The sequence below is a fragment of the Marivita sp. genome (assembly GCF_051859345.1).
Classification (GTDB): Bacteria; Pseudomonadota; Alphaproteobacteria; order Rhodobacterales; family Rhodobacteraceae; genus Marivita.
The window spans coordinates 23273-47461 of record NZ_JBHYFV010000024.1 but is presented as its reverse complement, the minus strand read 5'-3'; the positions used below and the strand labels follow the sequence as shown (position 1 = coordinate 47461).

Here is a 24189-nt window from a genome sequence, read left to right as displayed (position 1 = left end):
GCCCGCAATGGGCAGAACCCATCACGCGCTGACACGCGCCTGCCACAAGAGGCCGAGATGCTAGATAACTTCGCGAATGCCTTCGAACTTGTTTTCGCGGTGCGGGTGCTGGGCGCACTGATGATCGGAGTGTTGGTCGGCTATTGCGTGGGGGCCATGCCGGGGCTGACATCCTCTATCGGGATGGCGCTGCTCATTCCCTTCACCTTCGAACTGGATGCGATCTCTGCGATTGTCATGCTTGTGGCGATTTACATGGCGGCCGATTACGCGGCGGGTATTCCCGCCATTCTGGTCAACGCTCCGGGTCAACCCGCAGCCGCCGTAAGCGCCTTTGATGGATACCCGATGACAACGCGCGGTGAAGCGGGAAAAGCGTTGAACCTTTCGATCATGTCATCGGCGACGGGGGCCTTCATCAGCCTGATCCTGCTGATCATCACGGCCCAGGCCATGGCGCGGGCAGCGTTGGCCTTTGGTCCGGCGGAATATTTCGCCCTTGCTGTGCTGGGGCTAAGCCTGATTGCAGTACTGAGCACCGGATCAACGCTGAAAGCACTGATCGGGCTTATGTTCGGGCTGGTGATTGTCACAGTCGGGATAGACCCGATACGCGGCGCGCTCCGCTTCGTGGTGACACCCATGCTGATCGACGGTATCCCGTTTCTGCCCGCCCTGATCGGCCTTTTCGCCTTGTCGGAAGTGTTCATCATGCTGGAGCGCGGCAATGATCGCTTGCGGGGCGAACTGGGAGTCACCCGCACGAAACCGTCACTGGCGGCGTTATGGCCCTATCGGCGCACCGTGCTGCGATCCTCATTCATAGGCTATGCCGTGGGTGTCATTCCAGGCGCCGGCGCGGCCATCGCGTCGCTTGTGAGCTATGGCTTTGCCAAGCGCGCCTCCAGACCGGCAGAGCGTGACAGCTATGGCAAGGGCAATCCTGATGGTGTGGTCGCCTCTGAGGTGGCCAATAACGCGGCCGTTTCCGGCGCGCTCGCGCCGTTGCTCGCGCTGGGTGTTCCCGGTTCCGCAAGTGCCGCGGTGCTGATCGGGGGTCTGACGATCCAGGGGCTTCAACCGGGCCCCATGCTGTTCGTGAACAATCCGGAAATCCCCTATTCGATATTCGTTTCCTTGCTTGTCGGTTTGCCGATAATGACCGCGATCGGGTTGATGGGGGTGCCGCTTTGGGTACGGTTGACCCGCATTCCCCCCGGTGCCATCGCAACGCTTGTTGCAAGCATATGCGTCTTGGGGGCGTTTGCGTCTTCCAACAACTCGTTCGAGGTGCTGGTCACCGTCGTTTTCGGGATTATCGGGTATCTACTGCGCAAGATCGACATTCATCCCGCCCCGATCGTGCTGGCGCTTGTGCTCGGCTACATGATGGAATCGAACCTGCGACGCGCCATGATCATCGCCAATGACAATCTTCTGTTCCTCGTTTCGCGCCCGGTTGCGATTGTGCTGTTGCTGGGGGCGATCATTGTTACCGCTTCGCCGTTGCTCGGACGGCTTCGGCGCTAGGACGCGAGGACGCCGCACAGCCCACGCCCCGAGAACGCCCAAACCCGCCCTGCCCCATGCGCCCGACCGGGCCAGTCTGGAAACGTATGTCCATGCATCTGAAAATCCGCTTTGGTGTTACGGCGCTGCTTGCCGCCGGCGGTGGGTGGGTGGCGCAGCAGGCCCACATTCCACTGGCCTGGCTTATCGGGTCCATGCTCGTGACGATGGTTCTGGGGCTGCGCTTTCCCATCACAGTGCCGCGCAAGCTGTATCGCACTGGGCAGGTGATCGTGGGAACAGCGGTTGGACTAAGCGTCCCACCCGAGGTGGTTGGCCGCATTGGCCCGCATTTACCGACAATCCTGGCTGGCGCGCTGATATCCATTGCGGTCGGGCGGTTGTTCGCGCCGGTCGTTGCCCGTGCGGGTCAGTTGGACTTGCGCACGGCCTTTTTCGCGATGGTTCCGGCCGGAATATCAGAAATGGCCGATCTTGCCGCCCGTCATGGGGCCGATGCGGGCGCGGTCGCACTGTTTCACACCTTGCGGGTCTGTTTCATCGTAGTGTTGGTGCCGCTGCTGATCGTCACGCTCAGCCCGACAACGCTTGATGCGCATGCAAGCGCGGGCAGTTGGGACAGAAGCTTGCTGATCGCACTGCTCGCGGGGTTGGGCGCAGCATATGCGGGCAACCGATTGGGCCTGCCCTCTGCCTTTGTGGTTGCGCCAATGGTGGTATTGGCTCTGCTGTCGGCCAGCGGAGCTCTGGCCGCGCGCGAACCCGCTATCCTGCTGGCCATGGCACAAATCGCACTGGGCCTCAGCCTTGGCGCACGGTTTCGCAGGCAAACGCTAAAACGTCTGCCGCGTGCGCTGGCGGGGGGTATTCCGGTCATCTTGGCGCATGGCGCGCTGATGCTGGGGCTGGCAGCGCTGGCTGCTGATCTGACCGGGCTGGCGCTTCCGGAACTGCTCATGGGTTTTGCCACGGGGGGAACCGCCGAAATGGTTCTGACTGCGCAGATCGTAGCCGCCGATGCGGCGCTTGTGGCCGCATACCAGGTAACGCGCGGACTGTTGGGCAACCTGCTTGCGGCACCGCTCTATCGTTGGACAATCCTGCCCCGCCTGCCGAAAGACAAAGGATGACGCCGTGACCTATGCCCTCCCCGCCAACCCCGAATTTGTTGCCAAGCTGCACGGTGTGTCAGAACCGATGAGCTATCTCAGTCTTGAGGCTGCGGAAGCGGCTGGATTCGGGTCCATCTCGCGGCTGCCGCGCACGCTGAAGGTGATGGCAGAGGACATCCTGTTCCGCCTGCCCGCCCCTCAGGCGCGCGCCCAGATCAGCGCCCTGATCACGCGCGCGCCAACGCTGCCTGTCTCATTCGCGCCCGGTCGCGCGCTTTTGCAGGATTTCATGGGTATCCCGCTGATGACCGACATGGCTTCGATGCGCGATGCACTGGCCGAACAAGGCCGTGACCCGGTGTTGCTGGACCCTGCCATCCCGGTGGATTTCGTTGTCGATCACTCCCTGAACGTGTTGTTCTCGGGCAATCCCGAGGCCTACGCGCGCAACCAGCAGGCCGAATTCGAACGCAACGCAGAGCGGTTTGCTTTCATCAAGTGGTGTCAACAAAGCTTCAGCAGGTTTCGCGTCATTCCGCCCGGTCGCGGGATCATGCATCAGGTCAACCTGGAATGGCTAAGCCATGTTGTGACCCTGAACCCCGACACAAGGCTGGCTCGCCCCGACACCATGATCGGAACCGATAGCCACACCACGATGGTCAATGCCTTGGGAGTTCTGGGCTGGGGCGTTGGTGGCATAGAGGCAGAAACGGCCATGCTTGGGACACCTCTGGAGATGGGTGCGCCTCGGATTGTTGGCATACGCCTGACCGGGGTCAGACCCGCCGGAACAACCGCAACCGACTTGGTGCTGCATGTGGCGGAAAAGCTGCGCGCCGTGGGCGTGGTCGGTGCTTTTCTGGAATTTCACGGAGCGGGCGTCAGCCAGTTGCCTTTGGCAGACCGTGCTACGATTGCCAATATGGCCCCCGAATACGGCGCAACCTGTGCCTGGTTCCCCATTGATGGGCTGACGCTGGAATACCTGCGCATGACTGGGCGCGATGCACGGCATCTGGCGCGGGTGCGGGCCTATGCGCAGGCGCAGGGCCTGTGGCAAGACCCCGAGACGGTCGACACGGTTACCCTGGATTTTGACGAAGAACATATCTTCGACCTGTCACAAGTTGTTCCAAGCATGGCCGGACCCACCCGCCCTGACCAGCGCGTTGCCCTATGCGATGTGCCCTCCAGCTTTGACGAAAGAATGCGCGAGATCGCGCCCGAAGCTACCGCAAGCGACAGCGGGTCTCTGGATCATGGCGCCGTTGTCATTGCCGCGATCACCAGTTGCACCAACACCTCGAACCCGGAGGTCATGATCGCCGCCGGCCTGTTGGCACGCAAAGCCCGCGCGGCGGGATTGTCGCCACGCCCATGGGTAAAAACCTCGCTCACGCCCGGTTCACGCGTGGTCACAGATTACCTGACCGATGCAGGACTGATGGCGGATCTGGAAGCACTGGGCTTCCACAATGTCGGTTATGGCTGTGCCACCTGCAACGGCAATTCCGGCCCGCTCGCGCCAGATATTCAGGCCCGGATAGAGCGGGACACCCTTTGTACCGTCGGGGTATTGTCGGGAAATCGCAACTTTGAAGGGCGCATTCATCCGCAGACAAAGGGCGCCTATCTCGCATCGCCACCGTTGGTGATCGCGGCCGCACTTGCAGGAAGCGTGACACGCGATCTAACCTCCGCGTCACTTGGCACCGACCCTGACGGAAACCCGGTTTTCCTCGCGGATATCTGGCCCGATGCGGCGGAAATATCGGCCCTTGTTGCGCAATATGTCACGGCCGAGAGGTTCCAAAAATGCTACGCATCCGGCATGGAAACAACCGACGCCTGGGATGCTCTGAAAGCGCCCCAAGGAGTGAGGTTCCCTTGGGATGACACCAGCAGCTTCATCCGGCCCTCGCCCTTTCCGACGCTGGATGCAGTTCTGGACGTCGGCCGTCCCGAGAACGGGCGGATTGATGGCATAAGACCGCTTCTGATGCTGGGGGATGCGATCACCACAGATCATATCTCTCCCAATGGGGCAATTCGCACAGACAGCCCGGCAGGTCGGTATTTGCAAGATCAGGGCACCGACCCCGGACGGCTTGGAAATTTCGGCACCCGCCGCGGCAACCCCGAGATCTGTCTGCGCGGCATGTTCGACAACTCCCTGCTGAACAACGAGTTGGTCACTGGAACGCGCGGCAATCACGCGCGTCATGCGCCATCTGGTCGTGTCATGACCGTTTACGAGGTTTGCGAAAGCTACCGCCAGATGGGAACGCCGCTGATCATTATTGCCGGTCGAAATTATGGGCAGGGGTCATCGCGTGACTGGGCGGCCAAGGGGCTGACGCTGATGGGGGTGCGCGCAGTTCTTGCCGAAAGTTTCGAGCGCATTCACCGCACCAACCTTGTGGGTATGGGAATACTACCGCTGACCTTTCCCGTGGGGATGACGCGCCATGACCTCGGTGTGACGGATGACACCGTGTTCGCACTGGAGATGCCGCGTTCTGGGCTGCATGCGCATTGCGAGGTGATCTTGCACCACGACTTGCCCGGCGGCAGCCCGCACCAGTTTGTCCTGATCGCGCAGATCGCGTCTGAGAGCGAGGTTCACATCCTGTCACGCGGCGGACTGCTGCCCCATATGATGGCCAAACTCATGGCCGCATGAAAGCGCGTTCCAGCCCAGACCACCGGACATATCTCGAAAGCAAAAGAGGAGACGACCAATGAGCTTGCCCGAAACCATGCAGGTGATCGAGATCACATGCCCCGGCGGCCCGGAGGTGTTGAAACCTGCGATCCGCCCCTTGCCCGCCCCGCGCGCAGACGAGGTGCTGATCAAACTGTCCCATGCCGGGGTCAACAGACCAGACGCCTTGCAGCGTGCGGGGGCTTATGATCCGCCCAAAGGGGCATCGGACCTGCCCGGTCTGGAAGGATCCGGGATTGTGGTCGCCGTTGGCGCGCAGGTGTCGCGCTGGAAACCCGGCGATCGCGTCTGTGCATTGTTTCCCGGTGGCAGCTATGCCGAATATGCCACCACGCATCACGGGCAGGTTCTGCCTGTTCCCGACGCAATGTCCTTGCGCGATGCTGCGGGTCTGCCTGAGACGTTCTTCACTGTCTGGTCAAACGTTTTCATGCGTGGTGCCCTGAAAAAGGACGAGACCTTCCTCGTTCACGGCGGCTCCTCTGGCATTGGGACAACCGCCATTCAACTGGCACGGCTGTTCGGCGCTCGGGTCTTTGCCACTGCAGGGTCCGCTGAAAAATGTGCCGCCTGCGAAAAGCTGGGCGCAACCCGCGCGATCAACTACCGGAACGAGGATTTCGTCAAGGTCGTGACCGATGCGGGCGGCGCCGATGTGATCCTCGATATGGTTGGGGGCGACTACATAAAGCGCAATTTGCGCGCACTCGCGGAAGATGGAAGACTGGTCCAGATCGCGTTCCTGACCGGCCCCAAGGCTGAGATAAACTTCGCCCCCCTGATGATGCGCAGACTTACGATCACCGGCTCAACCTTGCGGCCGCAATCTGACCTGGCCAAATTCGAAATTGCGCAGCAACTGGAGAAGCACGTCTGGCCAGCGCTGGAGAGTGGCCAGATCGCGCCGGTCATTGATAGCGTCTTCGAGTTGCAGGCTGCCTCGGACGCGCATGAATTGATGGAAAGCTCTGCGCATATTGGCAAGATCCTGCTGGACATTTCGGCCGAGTAAATCCGAGGCAGGGCCAGCACCGGAAAGCCATCCGCGCCCATGCGGCCCGGTCATTGGTCCACCCGCTCCTCCTCCTTGCATTGATTCCGCGTCGGTGGCGCGAAGCTCTCATGGCTGAATGGACTTAACGGAACCGACCCCATCTATCGAAGGCAAAACCAATAAATGCTAGGTGAGGTACTCAAGAGGACCGGACAAGACTTGGAGGGTTCGTGCCTTCGATGCACCACTCCTCAGCGCCCGACTACCGGTAGGCCACTGGGTACTGCTTCGGGGATGCCGAGGCGTTCCGCTGGGTCTTCCAGTGTCTCCAAAAAGGAAATGAGCGCGTCGACTTCCGCATCGGTCAACGATCTTGGAGCCAGGTCGTTGGCTGCAGCGATGGCTTCGATCTCTGACGAATTGGCGATGATGCGCGTGTCATCGGCGTTCGGCAGCGAAGGTAGAATGGCCTGATCCAGAGTATAGGATTTCAGCGATGTCACCGGATCAAGGTGGTGACGCACCATGGATTCGAGCGTCGCATACGCCCCGTTGTGACCGTAGGGTGCAGTCAGGGTCACGTTGCGCAAACTGGGTGTGCGGAAGGCAAAGGCATCTGCAATATCGCCCGTGACACGCTTCCTCCCATCATCCCGCGCATGGGCTTCAAAACGGGCGGCTTTGCCGGGGCCGAATTGCGGGAGGGCAATCGCATGAAACGCATGGTCCGTTTGCAGCCATCCGGAATGGCACGACGAACAGCCGGCCTTTTCGTAAAATAGGCTCATGCCCAGTGAGGCCTTCGGGTTTAAAACGGCATCGCCCTTCATTGCTCGGTCAAAAAGCGCATTGTCCGCGCGCCATTCGAAGGCAATGAAGTCAGCGATGACATTTGCGATATTGGCAAACGTGATGTCCGCACCCGGCAGCGCCCCGGCAAACCGCTCTTTGTATTCGGGAATATCAGAAACGCGGGATGCGATTTTTTCCCATGCGCCGCCGGGCTGGGACAGCAAGCCTTGGCGGACTGAGCGGCTGATATCGTTTTCTGACAAGTGTCCGGCCATCTCGTCCCCCGATAAAACCGGAAACATGGCTTGTGCCGCGAGAGGTGAGTCAAAGCCGGATAGCATATCGCTGCCCAGCGGAGTGCGAATGCCGTTGGGTTTGGCAGGATCGAGCTCCAGGCGCCCATCGTGAAAAAAGCGGGTGAATTCGGTTGCGCCCAAGTTCCACAGACCCGGCGCGTTACGGGGAATGCGCTGTTCGGGCGGGTTCTCGGGGTCTGGCTTGCGGTCAGGACCAAGTCCCATGCCGCCATCGCCGATGGCGAGGGAAACACCATCGGACGTGCCAAATTCCGGATGGTGACACGTCGCGCAACTGACTGATTTATTTCCCGAAATGATTGGATCATAGAACAAGAGCCAACCAAGTTCTATGCGACCCGACTGGGGTTCCGGGAAAACCGGACGGGGGCCCAGGTCTTGTGCGACGGCGGTTGAGCTTACCCAGACAGACAGGATGGCGGAGCAAATGCGGATCATCTGAGCGCCGAAAGCGCGGGATAGACCGCCTTGTAACGCTCATAGGCATCTTCATAAGAGCCGCGCAGATCGGCCTGTGGCTCGATCACTTCGGCCGTTCCGGGCTGGACCATAACATCGGCGGGATCCTGTCCGGAGTGTGCGCAGATGGCCAGACGCGCGGCTCCTTTCGCAGCCCCCAATTCGCTCCCGGCCGGCAGGGAGAGTGGCACGTCCAGGGTGTTGGCCAGGGTCGTGAGCCAGAACCGCGACCTAGCACCGCCGCCAATTGCGAAAAGTGTGTCAAAGCTGGCCCCGGTGCTTTTCAGCGCATCCAAGCTGTCACGCAAGGCAAAGGCCACGCCCTCCATCACGGCGCGGGTCAGGTCTGTGCGATCCATGTTGATATCAAGGCCGATGAATGCGCCGCGAATGGTGCTGTCGTTATGCGGGGTCCGTTCGCCCGACAGATAGGGCAAAAAGAGCGCCGCAGAGCACCCCGTGGCCTTGTCGGGCAGCGCGGACGAAAGATCGGCCGGGCTTTTATCCAAGGCATGGGCAAGCCAGTTCAGGCTATCTGTTGCGGCCAGGATGACCCCCATTTGATACCATCGACCGGGAACTGCGTGGCAAAAGCTGTGCACCGCTGAGGCCGGTTTTGGCGCGTATTGATCGCGGCCTGCCATCAGCACGCCCGACGTCCCGAGCGAGACAAAGCCCGTGCCTTCGCCAAGAGCGCCGATCCCACAGGCTGCGGCAGCATTGTCTCCTGCGCCGCCTGCCACAACGATCGTACCCGACAGGCCCCAGTCCGTCGCCAGTTCCGAACGAAGCTGCCCGCCAATCGCAGACCCTTCGACCAAGTCCGGCATCTGGTCACGGCGCATGTGACCGTGGTCCAGAGCCACCTGTGACCACTGTCGTGCACCGACATCAAGCCAGGCTGTGCCCGCACTGTCCGAGAGGTCTGAAATGTGTTCACCTGTGAGCCAGAGACGCAGGTAATCTTTCGGCAACAGAACCTTGGCAACCTTGTCGAAAATGTCCGGCTCATTGGCCTCTACCCAACCCAGCTTGGGTGCGGTGAACCCCGGAAAGACAATGTTGCCAGTGATGTCGCGCATGCCCGGTAAGGCATCCAGCGCTGCGGCTTCGTGAATCGAACGGGTGTCGTTCCACAACATGCAGGGTCGCAAAACCCTGTCATCCGCATCGATGAGAGTCGCGCCGTGCATGTGGCCGGACAGTCCGATCCCCTTGAGCGCCGCAAAGGCGTCGGGCGCGATTGACCGGATTTTGGCCACGGTCGCCGCACATGCGTTTACCCAGTCGGCGGGATTCTGTTCCGACCATCCGGCGTGGGGATGGTGAACGTCGAACGCCGCGTCTGCCTCGGCCAGAACGTTTCCACCCACATCTGTCAGGATGGCCCGCAGACCAGAAGTGCCAAGGTCCAGTCCAAGATACATACCCACGTCCTTCTGATCGGGAATTTATACGAAGCGGTTGACGTAGTTTTCCAATTGTTCCTGACGCCCGGAGCGAGGCTCGGGATTGATGGTCTCATCCTGAACGCGCTGCGCGATCGCGGCGAGGTCGCTTGTCAGCATTGCCTGTGCCTCTGGAGCTTCCCAACCGGCGTATCGTTCGGACATGGCGGTGTCCAAGCCGCCATCCTCGATCATCGTTGCAGCGGCTTTCAGGCCACGGGCGCAGATGTCCATACCGCCCACATGCGCCGCAATAAGGTCTTCTGCATCAATCGACTGGCGGCGCAGCTTGGCATCGAAGTTGGTGCCGCCCTTGGAAAAGCCACCTGACTTCAGAACGTGATAATACGCCAACGCAACTTCGGGCGTGTTGTTGGGGAATTGATCCGTGTCCCACCCGGATTGATAATCGTTGCGGTTCATGTCGATGGAGCCGAGCATCCCTTCGCTTGCTGCAAGCGCCAGTTCATGTTCGAACGAATGACCGGCAAGAATGGCGTGGCCCTGTTCGATATTCAGCTTCACTTCATTTTCGAGCCCATATTTTCGCAGAAATCCGATGCAGGTGGCCACATCGAAGTCGTACTGGTGCTTCGATGGCTCCTGCGGTTTCGGCTCCACGAGGATCTGCCCCTCGAAGCCGATCTTGTGCTTGTACTCCACCACCATGCTCAGGAAGCGTCCCATGTGGTCAAGCTCTTGGCTCAGGTCGGTATTGAGCAGCGTTTCATAGCCTTCGCGCCCGCCCCAGAGAACATAGTTCTGGCCATCCAGTTTGTGGGTTGCGTCCATGCAGGATTTCACAGTGGCCGCCGCAAAAGCGAAGACATCCGGATCGGGATTGGTCGACGCGCCCGCCATCCAGCGCCGGTGGCTGAACATGTTGGCGGTCCCCCAGAGCAGCTTTGTCCCGGAACCGTCCATCTTTTCGCCGATGTAATCGGTGATTTCGTTCAGGGTCGAGAGGTTGCCCGCAAAGTCCCCCTGATCCGGTCGGAGATCCAGATCATGCCAGCAGAAGAACGGGACGTTCAGAATATCGAACATCTCGAATGCAACGTCGGCTTTCATTTTCGCCCGACCCATGTCGTCCTGTGGGTGCCACGGTCGGATGAATGTCGGACCGCCGAACGGATCGCCGCCCTCCCACGCGAAGGAATGCCAATAGGCCACGGCGAAACGAAGATGATCCGCCATCGATTTGCCCATGATCATTTCATCAGGGTTGTAGTGATGAAAGGCCAACGGGTTCGTGCTGTCCGGCCCCTCGTAGGCAATGGCGGGAATACCGTCGAAAAAGCCTGTGCTCATCGTGTTGGTCCTTGTCGTGATATGTCAGGCCACCCGGATTTGCCGGGTGCCGTTGACTGTTTCGGAATGGCGCTCGGGTCAGGCGGCGGCGGTTTCGGGTTTCTTGCCCAGAATGATCATCGACAGGATGTCTTCGTCCGTCACTTCGTCCACGTTGACCGTGCCGACAAGCTGACCATTTTTCATGACCGACGCCCTGTCGCAGAGATCCATGACGCTGTGCACATCATGTTCGATCAGGAAAATGCCGATGCCCTGTTCCTTGAGTTGTTGTATCAACTCGGCGACCATCTGTGTTTCCTGCGGTCCAAGTGCGGCTGTCGGTTCGTCCATGATCAGGATGCGTGCGTTGAAATAGACGGCGCGGGCGATTGCCACCGACTGGCGTTGCCCGCCTGAAAGTGCCTTCACCGGGTCTTTGAACTTTTTGAAGTTCGAATTGAGACGCCCCATGATCTTGCGCGTTTCCGCCTCCATCTGAGCGTCGTTGACAAAGCCCAAAGGGGTCACAAGCTCGCGGCCGAGAAACAGGTTCGACGCCGCATCCAGATTATCCGCCAACGCAAGCGTCTGGTAGATCGTCTCGATGTTGTGTTTGCGCGCGTCCCGCGGGTTCTGGATATCGACAAGTTCTCCGTCGATCCGGATTTCGCCGGCATCCATCTTGTAGGCGCCAGACAGGCATTTGATCAGCGTCGATTTTCCCGCCCCGTTGTGACCAAGAAGGCCGACAACCTCTCCAGGGTGAAGATCGACAGTCACATGATCGACCGCCTTGATCCCTCCGAAGGACACCGAGATGTCGCGCATCTCGACAAGCGGGGTTCCAGTTCTGTCAACCATCAGCCCTCTCCTGTCCGTTTGCGATAGAGAATGTCGATGAACACGGCAAACACGAGGACGCCACCCACGACGATGTTCTGAAACGGCGCATCGACACCGACCATAGCCATGCCTGATTGCAACGTTTGCATGATCAGCGCACCAAGAATGGCACCGTAAATCGTTCCAAGTCCACCGGCGAGCGCTGTACCGCCGATCACGGCCGCGGCGATCACGCGCAATTCGTCCAGCGTGCCGATGTCGTTCGAGTGGAACGACAGGCGTGCCGAGGCGACAAGACCGGCCAGGGCGCAGAGCACGCCCATGATGGCGAAGACCTTTACCGTCAGGAGCCGGGTATTGATGCCCGAAAGTTCGGCCGCGTCAGGGTTGCCACCCGTTGCAAAGATATAGCGGCCAAGGCGCGTGCGCCGCGCAACCAGCGTCATGACCACAGCGACGGCGATAAGCAGTAGCACCGAAAAGGGAATACCATAGCCTTGGGTGAATCCTTCGGGCATGACTTCGCCGCGGTCTTCAAAGCTGCGGGCAAGCACGCGGGACGGCACTTGGTAGGCGTTGAGAGTTGCGACAAAGGCAAGGATCAGAACCGCTGAAATCGCCATGAGCAGACCTTCTGCCCAAACAGGCTTGACTGGAAATTGATGCGAGATACGAGCGCGGCGCGCTTGCCAGATCGCATAGCATGCAGCGGCGACAGCAAGGATTCCGACGATCCAGCTTGCGGTTTCGCCCATCGTTCCGCCGATGCCGCCAAGCATCTGAAAGTTTTCGTCAAGCGGACCGATGGTCTGCCCGTTTGTCAGATACCACGCGACGTTTCGCCAGACGAGGAATCCGCCCAATGTCACGATGAATGCGGGGATCGTCAGGTACCCGATCATCCAGCCGTGAAACGCGCCGATGAGACCGCCTGCCACAAGACCAACGACGATTGCCAGGGGCGCAATAAGCGCGCTGCCGTATTCCAGCCCCAGTCCAGGCAGGATTTGCGTCTGCGTCATCGCCATGATGGCAGAACAGGTCGCAAGCAGTGCGCCTACACTCAGATCAATATGTCGGGTGACGATCACAAAGACCATGCCGGTGGCCATGATCGCTACAGAAACGGTTTGGATCGTCAGATTGAATATATTGCGTGGGGTAAGAAAGCGGCCGTCTGTCAGGATGTTGAACACAATGCACACCAGAATGAACGCACCGATCATACCCAGAAGCCGGGTGTCGAATTCAAGTGTCTTGAAAATGCTCTTACGCCCTGTCGACGTGCCGGTCTCGCTGGCCTCTGCCATGGTGACCTCGGATATTGGAAAGGAATTATGCGACCCCCACTGTACTGGCGGGGATCGCGCGAGTTCCGTTGATTGGATCAGTTACAAGGCGCGGGGCCGTCGGTGACACCTTGGCAGAGCGCATCCTGTTCGATCCAGCCCGCGTCCACAACGGCCGACAGATTGTCTGCCGTCACCGGTACGGGTTCGAGGAATCTGGCAGTCATCGTCGTGCCGGCCGGCGAGGTCCATTCCTGTGCACCTTCAATGTCGGCCATGTCGGTACCGCCAGCAAGCGCGACGGCTATCTCGCCAGCCGCAGAGCCGAGGTCACGGGCATCTTTCCAGACAGACACTGTTTGCGTCCCTTTGGCGACACGGTTCAGGGCCGCATGATCGCCATCCTGACCAGAGACCGGAATTCCATCCATGCCCTGTGCCGTCAGCGCAGCCACAACACCGCCGGCCGTGCCGTCGTTCGAGGCCACGACCGCATCGACGTTGTTGTCATTGGCGGTCAGGATCTGTTCCATGTTGCGCTGCGCGTTGGCCGGAAGCCATCCATCGGTATACGCTTCATCGACGATGGTGATGTCACCGGAGTCAATGGCCGCTTGCAGCACTTCTTGTTGTCCGCCGCGCAGGAAATCCGCGTTCGGATCGGTCGGCGAGCCTTTGATCATGACATAGTTTCCGGTCGGCTGGACAGCCAAGACCGCGCGGGCTTGCATACGACCCACTTCGATGTTGTCGAACGTCAGATAAAAGGCGCGCGAGTCTTCGATCAGGCGGTCATAGGCGATGACGGGGATGCCTTCATTTGCAGCCGCATCGACAGCCGGAATGATCGCCTGGGTATCCTGTGCAAGGATTACGAGCACGTCTGCACCCTGAGCGACAAGGCTTTCCACATCGGACAGCTGCTTGGATGAGGACGATTGTGCATCCGCCGAAATGTATTCGGCACCTGCCGCTTCAATCGCTGCGACGATAGCCGCTTCATCCGTCTTCCAACGCTCTTCCTGGAAGTTCGACCAGCTCACACCGACGGTCTGAGCGAAGGCGGCGCTGCTCAGCATCATGGCGATCGCAGTGGTGGCAATAAGTTTCATTGAAGTCCTCCCATTCGTTTTTTGCGTCTTGGCGCCACAGGTTCCACCTCGAATCGGCGCTGACATTCCTATCATGCAGAATTATTTCGCCGACTAAAATTAATTTTTCCACACATGTCAAAAAATATTGGGATTCGCGGGAAAGGCAAAGTAATCAAGACAGGATGTCGATGGATTGGCTTGAACAACAGGGATTGGACGCCCGCGACGCGACACGGATGCGCGTGCTGAAGTGCATTCGTGCCAACCGCGAAATTTCCCGTACCGATATCGCCAGAGCGCTCGAAAGCAGCCCGGCGACCGTGACGTCCGCCTGTGGTGGATTGCTTGAGGCCGGGCTGATCTGCGAAGTCGAGCGCGCCCCTTCAGGAACGGTGCAGCGAGGCCGCCCGCGCGTGATGCTTCAAATCAACGGCGCGGCTTTTCTTATCGCCGGAATGAAGATTTCGCGCCATGCCATACTTGTCGTAATTGCCGATTTCACAGGCGACGAGATTGGCACGTTTGCAGCACCGCTTTCCGTGTCGCGTATGCCGGCAAGGGAACTTGTGCTTGCCGTTCGCGCAGCGCTTGTCGCGGCTTGCGACCACCTTGGTGTCGATATTGCGTTGATCGCAGGTCTGGCCTTGGGGATGCCCGGCTTTGTGAATGGACAGACTGGTTTCATGCATTGGTCGTCCTCGGTACTTGAACGCAACGTGAACTTTAATCCCTTGTTTCGAGAGAACTTGCCCTGTCCGACGTTTATCGACAATGACGCAAACCTCGTGGCCAAAGCCGAGCATCTGTTTGGTGCGGGCCGCGGATTGCGCAATTTTCTTGTCGTAACCGTTGAACACGGGGTCGGCATGGGGATCGTTCTGGACGGCGAATTGTATCGTGGTGAGCGTGGCTGTGGTGCCGAGTTCGGCCACGCAAAGGTACAGATCGATGGAGCGGTGTGCCAATGCGGGCAACGTGGTTGTCTGGAAGCCTATGTTGGCGACTACGCCATGGTGCGCGATGCGTCGACAGGACGTCAGAGCGACGCCCCCAAATCAATCGCCGAAATTGTCGACGCGGCACGCGAGGGAGATGCCTTGGCGCATCAAGTTCTGAAACGTGCCTCACAAATATTGGGTGTTGCCTTGGCAAATCTGGTCAATCTATTTGATCCTGAACACATCGTTGTCGCGCGTTCGCGCCCGCCATTCGATTCTCCCTACCCCGAAATCATGTTCGAGGCGTTGCGTTCCAACACCGTCCAGGTGGATGCGCCCCTTCCCGGTTTGACTGTACGCAATCTCGATGAGAGCATGTGGGCCAAAGGTGCGGCGGCGCATGGGATCGAGATGGTTTCGATCCTTAAGATTCGAGAGCGGGGGACATCGGATGCAGCCTAAAGCCTGGATCTTTGTGCTGGCCGGTTTCGCTACACCGTATTCAAGTCAGGCCGAGCCTGCCCAACCGCGTTTCAAGGCAATCGACATCGCCCCGCATGTGTACGACGGTGGTTGGGAGCATTTTGTCGGCGGTGGCGTGGCGTCGTTTGACTGCGACGGGGACCGCTTGCCTGAGCTCTATGCGGCTGGCGGCGCAAATACCTCGACACTCTTTCGCAACCGGTCCACGGATGGTGTATCTTTCGAGGCGGATACACCCGAGGCATTGGCACTTGGCGGTGTGACTGGGGCATACCCAATCGATCTGGACAGCGACGGCATACTGGACCTGGCAATATTGCGGGTTGGACCTGATGTCTTGATGCAAGGACAAGGGGATTGCACATTCCGACCCTTTGAATCGGCCTTGGGGTTTTCGTCTGGCGATCATTGGACCACGGCTTTTTCAGCGACATGGGAGACGGGGCAATCATTGCCCACTCTTGCCTTTGGCACCTATGTCGACCGCAACGATCCCGATGGGCCGTTCGAGGCTTGTGACGACACGTTGCTGTATCGCCCAGAGGGCAACACCTATTCAGCCCCGACCGAGCTGCGCCCCGGCTATTGCGCCCTGTCGATGTTGTTTTCAGATTGGACCCGGACGGGCCGCGCCGATTTGCGCGTGTCAAATGACCGCCATTACTATGTGCGCGGTGGTCAGGAACAGATGTGGGCGATGGAGGACACACCACGACTTTACACCGCTGACGAAGGCTGGAAGCCGTATGCGCTTTGGGGCATGGGCATCGCGTCGCGTGATGTGACCGGTGATGGATTTCCGGAGGTCTATCTCACCTCGATGGGAGACCAAAAATTTCAGGTCTTTGATCCGGGAACGGGTGGTCCCACCTGGCGTGATGCGACCTATGAGCGAGGCACCACGGCCCACAGACCGCATATTGGCGGAGACGGACGTCCCTCGACCGGGTGGCACGCGGCCTTTGGGGATGTGAATACCGACGGGTTGGACGATATTTTCGTCGCGAAAGGCAACGTTGAGCAGATGCCGGACGCTGCCATGCAGGATCCCAACACGCTTCTTTTGCAACTCGATGACGGACGATTTGTCGAAAGTGCAAATGTTGCAGGCATTGCCTCAATGGCCCGATCCCGTGGTGCGGCGCTGGCAGATTTCAACAATGACGGGCAACTCGATCTCGCCGTGATCAATCGCCGCGCCCCGATGGAAGTGTTCGAAAATGTCACGGCTGGCGGCAACTGGCTGCTGGTCGCAGTGCAAGGCACTGAACCAAATACACAGGCTGTTGGTGGCTTCATCGAGGTGCGTACCGAAGACCGGACACACACACGCGAAATCACGATTGGCGGCGGTCATGCAAGCGGCCACCTCGGTCTGCACCACTTCGGTTTGGGTGCTGTCGAAACAGCAGAGGTGCGGTTGGTCTGGCCGGACGGGACGCAGACTGACTGGAGACCTATCGAGTCAAATCAGATCTTCACTGTCAAACAGGGCACGCTCAGCCACGGGCGGAACCTGCCGTAATAATGACGACAACTCGACCGCGCTTGAGCGATGCGAGGGTTCTGTCGGCAAATCTCACCCAAGAGGGCTTTGGACTTTCATTCTGTGCGTCGACTTGGTTTCCGATATCCTGTCAGGCTTTCTGATCTGTATGACCCGGCAGCAAGGCAAGCCGAATTTGTTTCTCTGTTTCGATCAGCGCGAAGAAGGCGCTACCAATCGCAATGATCAGTATTCCATCCAAAAGGGGCACGGCGTCGGTGCCGAAGACGGCCTGAAGCGGCGGCAGGTAGGTGATGCCGAACTGCGCCGCAGTTACCGCGATTACGCAGGTCCAAACGACCGGTGTACCCTTGGCTGCTACCCAGGTAAGCGAGGTGCTGTAGATGTTGCGGATGAAGAACAGATAGAAGATCTGAAGCACGACGAGGGTGTTCATAGCGATGGTCTGCGCGAGAGGGATCGGATAGCCCTTGTCGATCGCGTAAAAATACATGCCGAAGACTGCCATCAAGATCAGCATTGAGACCAGGACAATCTGCCAGATCAGCGTGCCAGTCAAAAGCGGTTCGCCTCGCGCACGGGGCGGGCGGCGCATGGTGCCGGGCTCCGATGGCTCAAACGCGAGTGCCAGACCAAGGGTTACGCCTGTGATAAGGTTAATCCAAAGAATCTGAACGGCCGTGATCGGCAATGCCATCCCGGCGAACAATGCCACTATGATTGTCATCGCCTCGCCTGCATTTGTGGGCAGGGTCCAACTGATCACTTTCTTGATATTGTCGTAGACCGTACGTCCCTCTCGCACCGCTGCAGCGATGGAGGCAAAATTGTCATCGGCCAATACCAGATCAGCGGCCTCCTTCGCGGCTTCGCTGCCCTTGAGACCCATGGCGATCCCGGCATCCGCACGTTTGAGGGCGGGCGCATCGTTTACCCCGTCGCCGGTCATCGCCACCGTCAGCCCTCGGGCCTGCAACGCGGTGACGAGGCGCAGCTTGTCCGCAGGAGAGGTGCGGGCAAATATATCTGTGGCGACCGCAGCCTCTGTCAGAAGAGCGTCGTCCATGGCCTCCAGGTCGGCACCGCTCAACACCCGCGCGCTGTTCTTGAGCCCGATCATTCCGGCAATGGCGCGCGCAGTGGCAGCATGATCGCCAGTGATCATCTTGACCCGGATTCCGGCGGCATGACAGTCCGCAACAGCTGCGATGGCCTCGGGACGGGGTGGGTCGATAAGCCCGATCAGACCAATCAGGCTGAGCTTCCCGTCAAGACATTCAGCGGTGAGGTCGGTCTGTTCTGCGGGTGCCGTGCATGTGGCGACGGCAATCACCCGTTGTCCCTTTGCTGCAAGTTCTTCGACCTTGGCATGCCAAAAGGGCTCTTCAAGCGGCAATGTCGCGCCTGCTTCACCGCGCTGGTCGGCGCAAAGCTTCAACACGGCCTCTGGCGCGCCTTTGACATGGACAAACCCTTTGCCACCAGGATCACGGTCAAGCGTCGCCATGTAGCGATGCGCCGCATCGAACGGGATCGCATCAATACGCGCCCAGTCTTCAAACGACTTGTGCCCATCGCCCGTAATCTTCCCAGCCAATGCCGATAGCGCACCTTCCATTGGATCGCCCTCGACCCGCCAGTCGTCACCATGGGTGTGCAACATGGCATCATTACAGAGCGCTGCGACCCGAGCAAACTCAGACAACACTGAATGTTCACTGGCGTCCGTATCAGCATCGCGCCAGCGCAACGATCCATGCGGTGCGTAGCCGCTTCCACTTACCGAGAAAACACACCCCGTCGCTGCCAGTGCCACCACCATCATTTCGTTGCGCGTGAGCGTACCGGTCTTGTCCGAGCAGATCACCGACACCGAGCCCAGTGTTTCAATCGCAGGCAGGCGGCGGATGATCGCATTGCGCCGCGCCATCGCCGTCACGCCGACCGCGAGAGTGATTGTCAGAACCGCAGGCAACCCTTCGGGCACGGCCGCAACAGAGAGGCCGACAATTGCCATGAAAAGTTCGCGGAATTGCATGTGCCCCACGAAATATCCGTAGGTCAGGAGCGAAGCTGCCACGATCAGGATGAACACAGTCAGCCAGCGCGCGAACAAATCCATCTGCTCTACGAGCGGAGTGGTCAGCGTCTGGATTTTGCCGAGCATGCCGCTGATCTGACCAATCTGGCTGTCACCACCGGTGGCAGTGACCACTCCGCGCCCCGTACCCGAAGCGATGAGCGTGCCGGAGAACAGCATCGACGATTGATCGCCAATCCCTGCATCCACAGATGCTGGCGCGGTCGCCTTGTCCACGGGTACGGATTCCCCGGTGAGGATTGCTTCCTCAGCCTTGAGCCCGCGTGCCTCGATCAGACGCAGGTCGGCAGGCACCCGGTCGCCCGCCTCGACCAGAACAATGTCACCCAGCACAAGTACGTCAGCGTCGACACTGATCCTTTTCCCGTCGCGCAGCACGGCGCAATGCGGCGCGAGCATCTCGCGGATCGCAGCCATCGCCTGCTCGGCTCGACCCTCTTGCACAAAACCGATGATCGCATTGCCGATCACCACGGCAAGGATCACCCCGGTATCAACCCAATGCCCCAGCAGAGCCGTAACCACCGAAGACCCAAGCAGAACGTAGATCAGCACGTTGTGGAAGTGGGCGAGGAACCGCAGGATCGGATTGCGTCTCGGCGGCTCTGGTAAACGGTTTGGGCCATATTCTGACAGACGGCGGGTGGCTTCCTGCGTGCTCAGGCCGGCCTGTGTCGAGCCAAGGCGTTCAAGTACGCTTTCATGCGTCTTGTCGTGCATGTTATCCGTCATCCGCCCGCCCTCTCAGTCATTGTCGTCGACATCTGTAAAAACCGCTTCGAATTTCATTTGCCTGCGCACAAGGACCGAGTTCGCCATAATGCCGTCCACGCAAAGCAGGCACAGGTCTGCGAAGACTTCCGGGAACACGGACCAGTCAATCTATGCGCTCTGCTTATCCTCTGTCTCGATCCGTGGTATCTCTGTCCGCTCCTCTTGTTCAGCACCGCAGAGCAGGTCGACGGCACGATCGGCAGCATCCTGAAAAGGTTCCAGCACCAGATCAGCGCCGGAGGCAAACAATTGGTCCGTATCAATCGAGTGATGCGAGGCAACCGCGATACGGCCACGGAATCCGGAGGTGCGCGTCACCTGAATAAGCGTGCTGCGCGTGTCCTCATGGGTGAGACCCGTTGGATGGATCGGTAAGGTAGAGACGATCCATTGCGCTTGCAGCAGTGGCAACCCGGCAACAAACTCTGGGTCGGTCGCATCGCCGAATTCGGTTTCAAGACCAAGGGCGCGCCAGCGGCGAATGGCCAGCGGGTTGAAATCGACACCCAGTACCTTGATGCCGCGTTTCTTCAGCCGCATCCCGATCGCGGTCCCAAACCGGCCCAGACCGAAGACAATCACCTTTATACCATCGTCGCGATGTGCCCCCGCCTCGGAGGGTTCACGCGGAGTGCCACGGCGCTCAAAGACGCCAAGGAACGGCTCGAAAAACGCGTAAAGCTTGTGCGAATAGGTGATCATGTAGGTGGAGGCCGCAATCGTCACCAGCCCGACCATGGTTACAAGTCCGAGCGCATCTTGCTGCACATGGCCGAGGGAGACGCCCATCGCCACAAAGATAAGGGAAAATTCGCTGATCTGCGCGACCGTGAGACCCGCCAGAAAGCCTGTGCGTTTGCGATACCCCAATGCCCCCATGATCACCAGAACGATCAGCGGGTTGCCAATCAGAACGAAGACCGAAAAGACCAGAGCCCCTGCCAAATGCGCGCCCAGTAACGACAGGTCCAGCGCAGATCCAAGCGCAATGAAGAAAAAGAGCAGGAGAAAATCGCGCAACGGAGCCAGCCGGGCGGCGATGGTTTCACGGTAAGGAGTCGAGGCAAGGGCAACACCTGCCAGCAGACCACCCACTTCCTTGCCAAGGCCGAAACTCTCGCCGATGGCAGCAAACATTGCGGCCATGGAGATGGCGAAGATGACCAACAGTTCCGGTGTCCGTGCTAACCTTTCCGTCAGAGGCGTGGCGATATAGCGGACGAAAAGGATGACGAGGCCAACCATGGCCACACCAGAGGTCAGGACCAGGAGAACCGACCCGCCTCCGTGTCCGCCACCCTCGGTCGCTGAACCGATGCCTATCGCCGACAGCACGATCATCGCGAGAACAACCACGAGATCCTGCACGATCAGAAAGCCAAGCGCGATCTGCCCGTGCAGGCTGTCGATCTCACGCTTGTCAGACAAAAGTTTGACGATGATGATGGTCGAGGAAAAGGTCAGCGCCACCGCGATATAGAGGCTGGAGATATCCCCCAACCCCAGCGAGAGACCGATCATATAGCCAAAGACAGAGGTAAACAGAACCTGCCCCAAGCCGGTCAAGAGCGAGACCTGTCCCAGCGAGCGAATGAGCTTCATATCGAGTTTGAGGCCGACGAGAAAAAGAAGCACAGCGATGCCAAGTTCAGACAGCAGGTCGATCTGCGCATCGAACTGCACAACATCAAGCGCGGACGGTCCCGCGATAAGCCCAACAGCGATGAAGCTGACGATCAACGGTTGCCGTAGCAGGGTGCCGAACATGCCGATGATCGCAGCCAAGACAAGAAGCACGGCGACTTCGGCGAACGGCGAATGGATGACCGTTTCCATCAGGCGCTTCCGGTCACCGCATCGAGGTGGTTGGCGGCGTAAATTGTCATCTGATATGTATCATGCGTCATCGGAGCTGCCTGTTCGCTTTGGTTCTCTCTATCATAGCGAAAATTGATGATTTTCAGATGATCTTGATCAAGATGAACTCTGGGCCTGCATGGTTTAATGAGAGGGTCACAAACTGTGCTGCAAGACGGAGCAATCCATGAAAGAGATCATGCTGGCCACCGACTTTTCCGAACGCTCTGATCGGGCGCTCCGGCGGGCAACTTTGCTAGCCCGGCAGTTTGGTGTCGCGCTGAACATTATTCATGTGGTCGATGATGACCAACCAAAACGTATCATTGACGCTGAACGCGACACTGCAACTGAATTACTGCGCGAATTGCAGAACACCGTGCAAACTGTCGATGGAATTGAATGCCAGACCCGTGTCGTGCTGGCCGATCCGTTTGCCGGGATCGTGCGGACGGTTGAAGAAATGTCCCCAGATCTTCTGGTCATCGGGGCGCATCGGCGGCGCGCGTTGCGCGATGTGTTCGTCGGCACGACCGCTGAACGGACGATCCGTTCCGTGACCTGCCCGGTGCTTATGGTCAATGCGCCGCCGACGGGGCCTTATCACCATGTCATGCTGACCAGCGATCTGTCCGACGGCGCAAAGGGGACGGTGAACGCCTGCGCGGCACTGGGGATCGCGCAGTGGGGTGATATATCAATCCTGCATGTGTTTAACGCTCCGGCGACCCGCCTCGCCATGGGACACACGCTGCCGATAGACGACCGGGAAGACTACCTTAAAGAAGAGCGCAAGCAAGCCACCCGCGACCTCACTGAGTTTGTTAAGGCCTCCAACTGGCGGTCGTTAAGACAAATCTTGCGCGAAGGACTTCATGGAACTGCCGAAGAAATACTCAGGGCAACAGATGCAGAGAAGGTCGATCTGATCATGGTCGGCACCCACGGGCGAAGCAGCCTTGCGAAATTCTTTTTAGGAAGCGTGGCAGGAGCGGTCCTACGCAAGGCGGAATGCGACGTGCTTGCCATCCCGCCTGCGTGTGCAGACTGAATCGCCACTCGGCTTACGCATCGACCGTCTCGGCGTGCCGGAGGTGATGTGGAACCACTCGCGATCTGCGCGGCGTGTCAGCTTTGGCCCACAGATGCCGATTGTCCAAGTTTAGCGTCGTCATGCCGCACCGGGAGTGACGGTTCTGTGTGCCGATTTGATTCAAATCAGGGGCAGCGTGGCAGAATTGAGCAACATTTCCAGGGGCCAGGAACACCGACACGCAGGTCGCAGTCATCGCCGCCATCGCTCCGCCCAGGCAGGCTGTTCAGACGCTGACACAGAACGCACAAAGATTGGATGGAAAAGCCGTGGACAAGAAGCAGCAGATCCACTTCTGGTATTTCGCCGCCGCCTTCACGGCATTTCTGGTCGTGCAATCGTGGTTGTCTCAGGCCTCGGTCACAGAACGCATACCCTACAGCACCTTCCTCGATCATCTTGAATCTGATCGCATCGCTTCGGTCACCGTGCGCGCTGAACAGGTCGAGGGTCGCTATCGTGACGCGATTGACGGAAACACCCGATTTGTCACCAACATCGTGCCCCCTGACCTGACCGACCGGCTGGAGCAATCAGGCGCAGAATTTGATGGCACATTGCAAAACACTTATCTCACCGCGATCTTGTCTTGGGTCGTGCCGATCCTTCTGATCTTTGCCTTGTGGAGTTTCCTGCTGCGCGGAATGATCGAGCGGCAGGGCATGGGCGGCATGATGAATGTCGGGAAATCCCGCGCCAAGGTTTATGTGGAACGCAGCACAGGCGTTACCTTTGACGATGTGGCGGGCGTGGACGAAGCCAAGTCCGAGCTCAAGGAAATCGTCGACTTCCTGAAAGAACCCGAGAAATACGGCCGCCTCGGGGCCCGCATCCCCAAGGGTATCCTGTTGACCGGTCCGCCGGGCACCGGAAAGACACTGTTCGCACGCGCCATCGCCGGTGAAGCCGGCGTGCCGTTCTTCTCCATCTCAGGCAGCGAGTTCGTCGAGATGTTCGTAGGTGTGGGCGCGGCGCGGGTGCGCGATCTCTTTGATCAGGCACGCAAAGCCGCACCCTGCATCATCTTCATCGACGAATTGGACGCGCTTGGCCGCCGCCGCAGCATTGGTGGTATTGGCGGCGGGCATGACGAAAAAGAACAGACGCTCAATCAGCTTCTGGCAGAACTCGACGGGTTTGATCCGCGCGAACGGGTCGTGCTCCTGGCGGCAACCAACCGACCAGAAATTCTCGATCCGGCATTGATGCGTGCGGGACGGTTCGATCGGCAGGTTGTCGTGGACCGTCCGGACAAGACCGGTCGTGCCGCGATTCTGCGTGTGCATCTGCGCAAGGTTCAGGTCGATCCCGGACTGGATGTCGATGCAGCGGCCGGCCTCACACCCGGATTTACCGGTGCAGAACTTGCCAATCTGGTAAACGAGGCGGCGATTCACGCCACAAGGCGTGGGGCCGAACGTGTGGCAATCGAGGATATCACCTCGGCCCTTGAACGCGTTGTCGCGGGAATGGAGCGCAAGGGGCATCTACTTAACGCCCGCGAACGCGAAACCGTAGCCTGGCACGAGATGGGTCA

General features: G+C 59.2%; 16 protein-coding genes. 8 read left to right on the top strand and 8 right to left on the bottom strand.

Annotated features, from left to right (window positions below; genetic code table 11):
- Window positions 1-57: 57 nt before the first annotated feature.
- The 4 genes from ACTIEN_RS14985 (at window position 58) to ACTIEN_RS14970 (ending at window position 6382) form a co-directional block, all read left to right on the top strand.
- Window positions 58-1530, top strand: coding sequence for a tripartite tricarboxylate transporter permease (locus tag ACTIEN_RS14985; protein ID WP_439523954.1), 1473 nt, complete (start codon window positions 58-60; stop codon window positions 1528-1530).
- Window positions 1531-1622: 92 nt separating this feature from the next.
- Complete coding sequence (locus tag ACTIEN_RS14980; RefSeq protein WP_439523953.1) at window positions 1623-2660, top strand: AbrB family transcriptional regulator; 1038 nt, start codon at window positions 1623-1625, stop codon at window positions 2658-2660.
- Window positions 2661-2664: 4 nt separating this feature from the next.
- The gene (gene acnA, locus ACTIEN_RS14975; protein ID WP_439523952.1) at window positions 2665-5328 is read left to right on the top strand and encodes an aconitate hydratase AcnA; all 2664 of its coding nucleotides are present in this window, start codon (window positions 2665-2667) and stop codon (window positions 5326-5328) included.
- Between the two features lie 64 nt (window positions 5329-5392).
- Window positions 5393-6382 (top strand): NAD(P)H-quinone oxidoreductase, encoded by a 990-nt coding sequence (locus ACTIEN_RS14970; RefSeq protein WP_439523966.1) that lies wholly within the window; start codon window positions 5393-5395, stop codon window positions 6380-6382.
- Between the two features lie 233 nt (window positions 6383-6615).
- Here the strand turns inward: ACTIEN_RS14970 and ACTIEN_RS14965 are convergent, their stop codons facing one another.
- From ACTIEN_RS14965 to xylF, 6 genes are all read right to left on the bottom strand, one after another.
- Window positions 6616-7911 (bottom strand): cytochrome-c peroxidase, encoded by a 1296-nt coding sequence (locus tag ACTIEN_RS14965; RefSeq protein ID WP_439523951.1) that lies wholly within the window; start codon window positions 7909-7911, stop codon window positions 6616-6618.
- A complete protein-coding gene (gene xylB / locus ACTIEN_RS14960; protein WP_439523950.1) occupies window positions 7908-9359 on the bottom strand; it encodes a xylulokinase in 1452 nt (483 codons plus the stop codon). The genes ACTIEN_RS14965 and xylB overlap by 4 nt, the downstream gene beginning before the upstream one ends.
- Before the next feature lie 24 nt (window positions 9360-9383).
- Window positions 9384-10691, bottom strand: a complete 1308-nt coding sequence (gene xylA / locus ACTIEN_RS14955) for a xylose isomerase (RefSeq protein WP_439523949.1) — start codon at window positions 10689-10691, stop codon at window positions 9384-9386.
- 78 nt (window positions 10692-10769) lie between these two features.
- Complete coding sequence (locus tag ACTIEN_RS14950) at window positions 10770-11534, bottom strand: ATP-binding cassette domain-containing protein (protein ID WP_439523948.1); 765 nt, start codon at window positions 11532-11534, stop codon at window positions 10770-10772.
- On the bottom strand, window positions 11534-12826 hold the full coding sequence (locus ACTIEN_RS14945) for a sugar ABC transporter permease (protein WP_439523947.1): 1293 nt from the start codon (window positions 12824-12826) through the stop codon (window positions 11534-11536). Before ACTIEN_RS14945 ends, ACTIEN_RS14950 begins: the two co-directional genes overlap by 1 nt.
- Window positions 12827-12903: 77 nt before the next feature.
- Window positions 12904-13917: a D-xylose ABC transporter substrate-binding protein gene (gene xylF, locus ACTIEN_RS14940; protein ID WP_439523946.1), complete on the bottom strand. Its 1014-nt coding sequence runs from the start codon at window positions 13915-13917 to the stop codon at window positions 12904-12906.
- On the opposite strand from xylF, the gene ACTIEN_RS14935 reads away from it, so the two are divergent.
- Complete coding sequence (locus tag ACTIEN_RS14935; protein ID WP_439523945.1) at window positions 13917-15299, top strand: ROK family protein; 1383 nt, start codon at window positions 13917-13919, stop codon at window positions 15297-15299. The genes xylF and ACTIEN_RS14935 overlap by 1 nt on opposite strands.
- Complete coding sequence (locus tag ACTIEN_RS14930) at window positions 15289-16845, top strand: CRTAC1 family protein (RefSeq protein WP_439523944.1); 1557 nt, start codon at window positions 15289-15291, stop codon at window positions 16843-16845. Before ACTIEN_RS14935 ends, ACTIEN_RS14930 begins: the two co-directional genes overlap by 11 nt.
- 112 nt (window positions 16846-16957) lie before the next feature.
- Here ACTIEN_RS14930 and ACTIEN_RS14925 read toward each other — a convergent pair whose 3' ends face one another.
- A complete protein-coding gene (locus ACTIEN_RS14925) occupies window positions 16958-19660 on the bottom strand; it encodes a cation-transporting P-type ATPase (RefSeq protein WP_439523943.1) in 2703 nt (900 codons plus the stop codon).
- Window positions 19661-19810: 150 nt separating this feature from the next.
- Complete coding sequence (locus ACTIEN_RS14920) at window positions 19811-21538, bottom strand: cation:proton antiporter (protein WP_439523942.1); 1728 nt, start codon at window positions 21536-21538, stop codon at window positions 19811-19813.
- A 208-nt stretch (window positions 21539-21746) separates the two neighbouring features.
- On the opposite strand from ACTIEN_RS14920, the gene ACTIEN_RS14915 reads away from it, so the two are divergent.
- Window positions 21747-22610 (top strand): universal stress protein, encoded by an 864-nt coding sequence (locus ACTIEN_RS14915; protein WP_439523941.1) that lies wholly within the window; start codon window positions 21747-21749, stop codon window positions 22608-22610.
- 311 nt (window positions 22611-22921) lie between these two features.
- A partial coding sequence (locus tag ACTIEN_RS14910) for an ATP-dependent metallopeptidase FtsH/Yme1/Tma family protein (protein WP_439523940.1) occupies window positions 22922-24189 on the top strand: 1268 nt, incomplete at its 3' end.

What these genes read in the sequence shown, in the direction of transcription:
- ACTIEN_RS14985 (WP_439523954.1), top strand. Translation starts at nt 58, where the DNA reads ATGCTAGATAACTTCGCGAATGCCTTCGAACTTGTTTTCGCGGTGCGG.
- ACTIEN_RS14980 (WP_439523953.1), top strand. Translation starts at nt 1,623, where the DNA reads ATGCATCTGAAAATCCGCTTTGGTGTTACGGCGCTGCTTGCCGCCGGC.
- ACTIEN_RS14965 (WP_439523951.1), bottom strand. Translation starts at nt 7,911, where the DNA reads ATGATCCGCATTTGCTCCGCCATCCTGTCTGTCTGGGTAAGCTCAACC.
- xylB (WP_439523950.1), bottom strand. Translation starts at nt 9,359, where the DNA reads ATGTATCTTGGACTGGACCTTGGCACTTCTGGTCTGCGGGCCATCCTG.
- xylA (WP_439523949.1), bottom strand. Translation starts at nt 10,691, where the DNA reads ATGAGCACAGGCTTTTTCGACGGTATTCCCGCCATTGCCTACGAGGGG.
- ACTIEN_RS14950 (WP_439523948.1), bottom strand. Translation starts at nt 11,534, where the DNA reads ATGGTTGACAGAACTGGAACCCCGCTTGTCGAGATGCGCGACATCTCG.
- ACTIEN_RS14945 (WP_439523947.1), bottom strand. Translation starts at nt 12,826, where the DNA reads ATGGCAGAGGCCAGCGAGACCGGCACGTCGACAGGGCGTAAGAGCATT.
- xylF (WP_439523946.1), bottom strand. Translation starts at nt 13,917, where the DNA reads ATGAAACTTATTGCCACCACTGCGATCGCCATGATGCTGAGCAGCGCC.
- ACTIEN_RS14930 (WP_439523944.1), top strand. Translation starts at nt 15,289, where the DNA reads ATGCAGCCTAAAGCCTGGATCTTTGTGCTGGCCGGTTTCGCTACACCG.
- ACTIEN_RS14925 (WP_439523943.1), bottom strand. Translation starts at nt 19,660, where the DNA reads ATGACGGATAACATGCACGACAAGACGCATGAAAGCGTACTTGAACGC.
- ACTIEN_RS14920 (WP_439523942.1), bottom strand. Translation starts at nt 21,538, where the DNA reads ATGGAAACGGTCATCCATTCGCCGTTCGCCGAAGTCGCCGTGCTTCTT.
- ACTIEN_RS14915 (WP_439523941.1), top strand. Translation starts at nt 21,747, where the DNA reads ATGAAAGAGATCATGCTGGCCACCGACTTTTCCGAACGCTCTGATCGG.